The sequence below is a fragment of the Desulfatiglans sp. genome (assembly GCA_012513605.1).
GTDB lineage: Bacteria > Desulfobacterota > DSM-4660 > Desulfatiglandales > HGW-15 > JAAZBV01.
On sequence record JAAZBV010000149.1, the window covers coordinates 1 to 5,525 of the forward strand.

The following is a 5,525-nucleotide window of genomic DNA, read 5'->3' on the forward strand; positions in this document are numbered from 1 at the left end:
AAATTAAGTTGATTAATAACTTTATCTCTAACAGGCACCCTGTATATTCATGGGGTATCGGAAATGAATTTTTATATCTCTATGAAAATACAGGTCTTAAGGACTGTAATATAGCCGGTCTTATTGACATCAACCCATACAAACAGGCTAATCTGACAGTAGGTGGAATTACAATTAATAATCCTGCAATTTTAAACAATGTGAATAAAGATTCATTATTACTTATAAGTGCAATTGCCTACAAAAAAGCCATATTAACAAATTTAGATAGTATAAATTTCAATGGGCAAATAGTTGACCTGTAAAACTAAAACAATTTTACCTTACTTAACATTTCAAATAATTCACTAATAAGGCGCGAGGGTGATTAAATGATCAATATTCTTCATATTACTCCACATCTTGGCGGGGGGGTTGGTACAGTAGTCCTAAACTGGTTAATAAAAGAAAAGGAAATCAATAAGGATTTTAACCATAGAATAGCATGTCTGGAAATTAATAAAAACTCTATGAAAGAATATTTGGATCTAGGGATATCTATCCATGATGGTCTTTACTTTAACAGGCCGTTGCTTATGGAATGGATTAATGAATCAGACATAGTATTAATGCACTGGTGGAATCACCCTACGCTCTATGATGTAATAGTTAATTCTGATTTTCCCGAATGTAGATTGATTCTCTGGAACCATGTTTCGGCATTGAATCCGCCTTATATACTTTCCAACAGATTGATAGAGTATTCCGACCGGTTTATTTTTACATCGCCAGTGACCTATGAAACCGAAGAGATCATTAATTTGCCGGATTACTTGAGAGAAAGACTGGGTGTAGTCTGGTCTTCATGTGGAACTGATATTTTTACAGGATTTAAGAGAAAAAATCACAAAGGCTTTATTGTAGGGCTTACCGGTACAGTCGATTACGGAAAATTGCACCCGGATTTTATAAAAATGTGCGCAAATATAAATATACCTGATGTACATTTTATCGTTTGTTCAGGAGATCCTCAGGATCGTATAAAGGAGGATGCTGAGAAACTTAATATAACAGATAAGTTTTCCTTCAAAGGCAGAGTTCCTTCTATAATACCCTATCTTGCTATCTACGATGTCTTTGGCTATCCTCTTCAACCCAAACATCTCGGGTCATGCGAGCAGGCGATAGGCGAAGCTATGATGGCAGGTGCTGTCCCTGTTGTATTAAACAACCCTGCCGAACGATATATTATTGATAATAATGTTACAGGAATTATTGCAGTTTCCCAAGAAGAATATTGCCGCGCTATAGAATATCTTTACCATCATCCTGAAGAAAGAACCCGACTCGCGAAAAACGCTGTTTCGGCTGCAAGAAAAAAATATTCAATAAGTCGAAAAATCAAGGCGTGGAGAGAAATATTTGATGAAATATTGCACCATGATAAAAGACACCATACCTGGAGCGATGGAAAATATACAACAGGATCCGGAATTTTCATCGAATCTTTGGCAAAATACGGTGAGATATTCAAGAAATACATCCGTGCAAAAGAACAAGTGGATGAGGAAAATCTTAGACTAAGCGAAAGAGACATTTTTGAATTATTCAAATCAAACAGCCAGTGGTATTCAAACAATAAGGGTGGGGTAAAACAGTATTTAAGGATATTTCCTGATGATTTTTATCTTAAAGAATGGAATAAGTTGCTGATATAAATAGCTTAAATATTATTAACAGCCATATAGAGAGATCACAAATGAATTTCAAAGAAAAACAGAAACTGAAGCTGATGACTACAATGAATGAGGCTATCGAATATATAAAACAAAATGAAAAGGTAGAGGAATGTGTTTACGATAATTTTAAAGAAGCCCTTTTATCATTGGGAGTGAATAAAGAGAACCGAATGATTGAACTCATTGAATCAATGAAATCTGATCGTTCAAATCTAGAAGAGTTTATTAATATTTTCGAAAAATGGTTTGATGTAAATATAATAACATTAAGTAACCGGATTAAGACAAGTGAAAGTTATAAAAATGGTTTTCTTGGTTGTGACAGAAAGTTCAAAAGTCTTATTGCAGTGATAAAAAATAACAGTGCTAAAGCGTTAATTGATAATGCAATGACTTGCTTGAAAGATATAAGAGAAAAGGATAGTGAATTATATAAATTACTTACTGTTGGCTATCGAGGATGGTATTTTGAATCAAATTGGCTTGATGGAGTGGATGGTGAAAACAACTCATTAGTGACGAATAGAATCACTACCCTTAAAAATAATACAGAAAAAATAGAATGGCTTTATGATCATCTGGAAGATAATCTTTCTAAATCATCATTGAATGCATTAATCGTAAGCTGGTTGACCTTTTCTATGCAGGATGCGCTTAAGATATCAACATACCACACTCAAAACGGCGTAGCCAATCCCGATATATTTCCATTTTATGAAAATGAAGTTTATGTTGATTGCGGCAGCTTTGTCGGCGATACGGTCCTCGAATTTATCAACGAGTTTAATAAAACTTACAGAAAGATATATACATATGAAATCTCAGCCGCAACCGTCGATGTAATGCAAAAAAACCTTAAAGAACTTGATAACATTGTCTTTAATGTTAAAGGAATCTCAGATAGATCCGGAGAATTGAATCTTGCAGGCGTCAATGCTCCATTTCCGGGAAACCATCTTGTAGAGGGAAATGGAATAGCAAAAGTGCCTATAGTCAAACTTGATGATGATGTTCAGGAAGGTATGACTTTTTTAAAAATAGATGTTGAAGGTCTGGATAAAGAAGCCATTATTGGTGCTGAAAATCATATAAAAAAAAATCATCCCAAAATACATATAGATACTTATCACAAATTGGTTGATGTTTTTGAAGTACCTCTTTTAATCCATAGTATTGATCCTACGTATAATTTTTATTTAAGGATATCCAATTCATTCGAAAAACGATTAATGTTTGCTACTACCTGCATATATGCCATTTAATTATTTTTTTTCTTGCAAGGTTAATAATATGGTTAATATTTCTGAAGCAATTAAATTGGGTGAGAATCTATTTACTTCCGGAGATCTTGATAATGCTTTAATAATATTTCAAAATATTCTTGAATCAAATCCTGAACAATACGAGGCAATGAATAATATAGGGACTATTTACTATCTTAAAGAAGATATTTCTACTGCTGAAAGCTACTATCTTAACTCTTATTCTATTAATAATGATTACAATGATGTTCTTTTAAATCTAACAGACCTGTACATTAATGATAAAAAATGGGACAGGGCACTTCCATTCTTAGAAAAATATATAACTAAGAACAGTGATGATGTTAACAGGATTAATCAGTTAGCGACTATAAAAATGGAATTAGGGAGTACTATTGAAGCTATAGAACTCCTAAAACAGTCTTTGGATATTAAACCGGAACAGCATTCTATTAAAGATATTTTAAAGATGCTAAAAACAAGCGTTAGTGAAGCCATGCAAGCAAGTCATAACCAAACATTCATAAGTAAATTTGATAAATCTTTTAAACATCGTTTTTCAGTATGCATGATTGAACCTGAAGGGCGCAAACATGCCCATTTTTTGCATGACCTAGGGAAATATGTCTGTTTCACTTTTGAGTGTGCAGGGTACGAGTGTTGTATAGTCAAAAACCGGGTTTTTAGTGATAGAGTTAATATAATTATTGGTGGGCATCATGTGGATTCTACACTACAAGTAGAAGACATAGCTAAAGCAGGGAAATTTGTTGTGATCCAATCTGAAATGCTTGGAGATGATACAATAAATAACTGGCCAATTCAAGAAAGGTATTCAAATGTCTATCTTCCATTACTAAAAAAGGCGAGTGTAGTATGGGATGGACAGGAGCAAAACCGTTATCGATTGAAAAAAATGGGAATTGATCCTGTTCACACTCAATTTGGTTACCTACCCCAGCTTGAGGAAATAAAACATAAAAAAAATAAAGACATAGATTTTCTCTATTATGGCTCAATAACTCCTCACCGAAAAAAAATGCTTGATGCTTTAAAAGCAAAAGGAGGGAAAATATATGTCGATTTTGACTCTACTGCTATATACAGAAACGATCTAATTGCAAGGACACGAGTTAATATCGCTCCTGTACAATCTCCTGAATTAAACCATCTCACAGGAACCAGGATACTGTATTTAATAAATAACAGGTCAATTGTTGTTGTTGAACATTGTAAAGACCAGGGATATGTGGAACATTGTTTTCCTTCAGCAAATACAGATGAATGGGTTGACTTATGCATTGAAACGCTCAAACGTCCCGATCTGGATAAAATAACTCAGGTATATTACGAACGTTTTAAAAAGCTCGATTTATCTCATGAGGTGAATAAAATAGTTGAGAGGCTATGATTTAAAAACTATATGAATACATATGATTTAAAAGCCCGTCACTCCGGAAGATTGTCTAATACCTTTTCATATATAGGTCTGTATAAATAGAGCCTTTTAGTATTCATACTGAGCACGAGTCATACCATTTTTATTTTTATCATTTCTTATTGAACATGTTTTAAAAGAGACTAATAAATGACCACAAAAACTAAAAAATCACGAAAAACAATAAAAAGACTGTCACATCCAGTACATAATACTAAAAATACAATATCTGTCTGCATGATTGTAAAAGATGAAGAAAAGTTTTTGGAGAATTGTCTTAAAAGTGTAAAAGATATTGCTGATGAAATAATCATTATCGATACTGGCTCAAAAGATAAAACAGTAGAAATCGCTAAAAAATATACAGATAATATCTATTTTCATCCATGGAAAGATAGTTTCAGTGAGGCAAGAAATCATTATTTTGAGTATGTAAAAGGAGACTGGATATTCCAGATTGATGCTGATGAAGAATTAGTCAAGGATGATATACCTGCACTATTGAAAGCGGTGAAAAGATCTGATATCGACGCTATAAGGGTCCAGCTCATAAGCACATATAAAAAAGGAGAGGATGAGAGTCGCCACAGCGCTGAAAGAATCTTCAGAAATAATGGGATAATTCATTATGAGGGAAGAGTTCATAACAGGCTGGTTGATTTTAAATGCCCTGCAATACACCCCATACGATTAATGCATTATGGCTATGATCTTGATGATGCAGAGCTAACTGAAAAAAAGCATCAGAGACGGATTGCCCTTCTTAAGCAGGATATAGAAGAGAAGCCCGATAACCCCCTGCCCTATCACTACCTGGGATGCTGTTATCTAAGCAAAGGACAAAACAGAGAGACTCTGGAAGTAAGTTTAAAAGCTATCGAACTTGCGGAACAGCAAAAGGATAAAAACCCTGTCTATCTCTGGTCAAGGTATAATGCGGCTATGGCCTGGTACAGGCTTAAGGATTTTGAAAAGGCTGAAGAATTATCCAAAGCAGCAATAAAAATAAATGATCTTCACATAGATTCGTACTTTATACTGACACTTGTGAGCCATGATCTTAAAAAATGGGAAGACACTATAAGCTTCGGGACCAGATATCTGGAG

5 protein-coding genes are annotated in these 5,525 nt (G+C 34.0%); all 5 read left to right on the forward strand.

Annotated elements, in window-relative coordinates:
* A partial coding sequence (locus tag GX654_19795) for a hypothetical protein (protein NLD39109.1) occupies positions 1–305 on the forward strand: 305 nt, incomplete at its 5' end.
* Between the two features lie 66 nt (positions 306–371).
* Positions 372–1,697, forward strand: a complete 1,326-nt coding sequence (locus tag GX654_19800; GenBank protein ID NLD39110.1) for a glycosyltransferase family 4 protein — start codon at positions 372–374, stop codon at positions 1,695–1,697.
* A gap of 41 nt (positions 1,698–1,738) precedes the next feature.
* Complete coding sequence (locus tag GX654_19805) at positions 1,739–2,980, forward strand: FkbM family methyltransferase (protein NLD39111.1); 1,242 nt, start codon at positions 1,739–1,741, stop codon at positions 2,978–2,980.
* Positions 2,981–3,008: 28 nt separating this feature from the next.
* Positions 3,009–4,391, forward strand: a complete 1,383-nt coding sequence (locus GX654_19810) for a hypothetical protein (GenBank protein ID NLD39112.1) — start codon at positions 3,009–3,011, stop codon at positions 4,389–4,391.
* A gap of 177 nt (positions 4,392–4,568) precedes the next feature.
* The coding region (locus tag GX654_19815) for a glycosyltransferase (protein NLD39113.1) at positions 4,569–5,525 on the forward strand (957 nt) is incomplete at its 3' end.

Coding starts and splice junctions, on each gene's coding strand:
- GX654_19800 (NLD39110.1), top strand. CDS start 372: ATGATCAATATTCTTCATATTACTCCACATCTTGGCGGGGGGGTTGGT.
- GX654_19810 (NLD39112.1), top strand. CDS start 3,009: ATGGTTAATATTTCTGAAGCAATTAAATTGGGTGAGAATCTATTTACT.
- GX654_19805 (NLD39111.1), top strand. CDS start 1,739: ATGAATTTCAAAGAAAAACAGAAACTGAAGCTGATGACTACAATGAAT.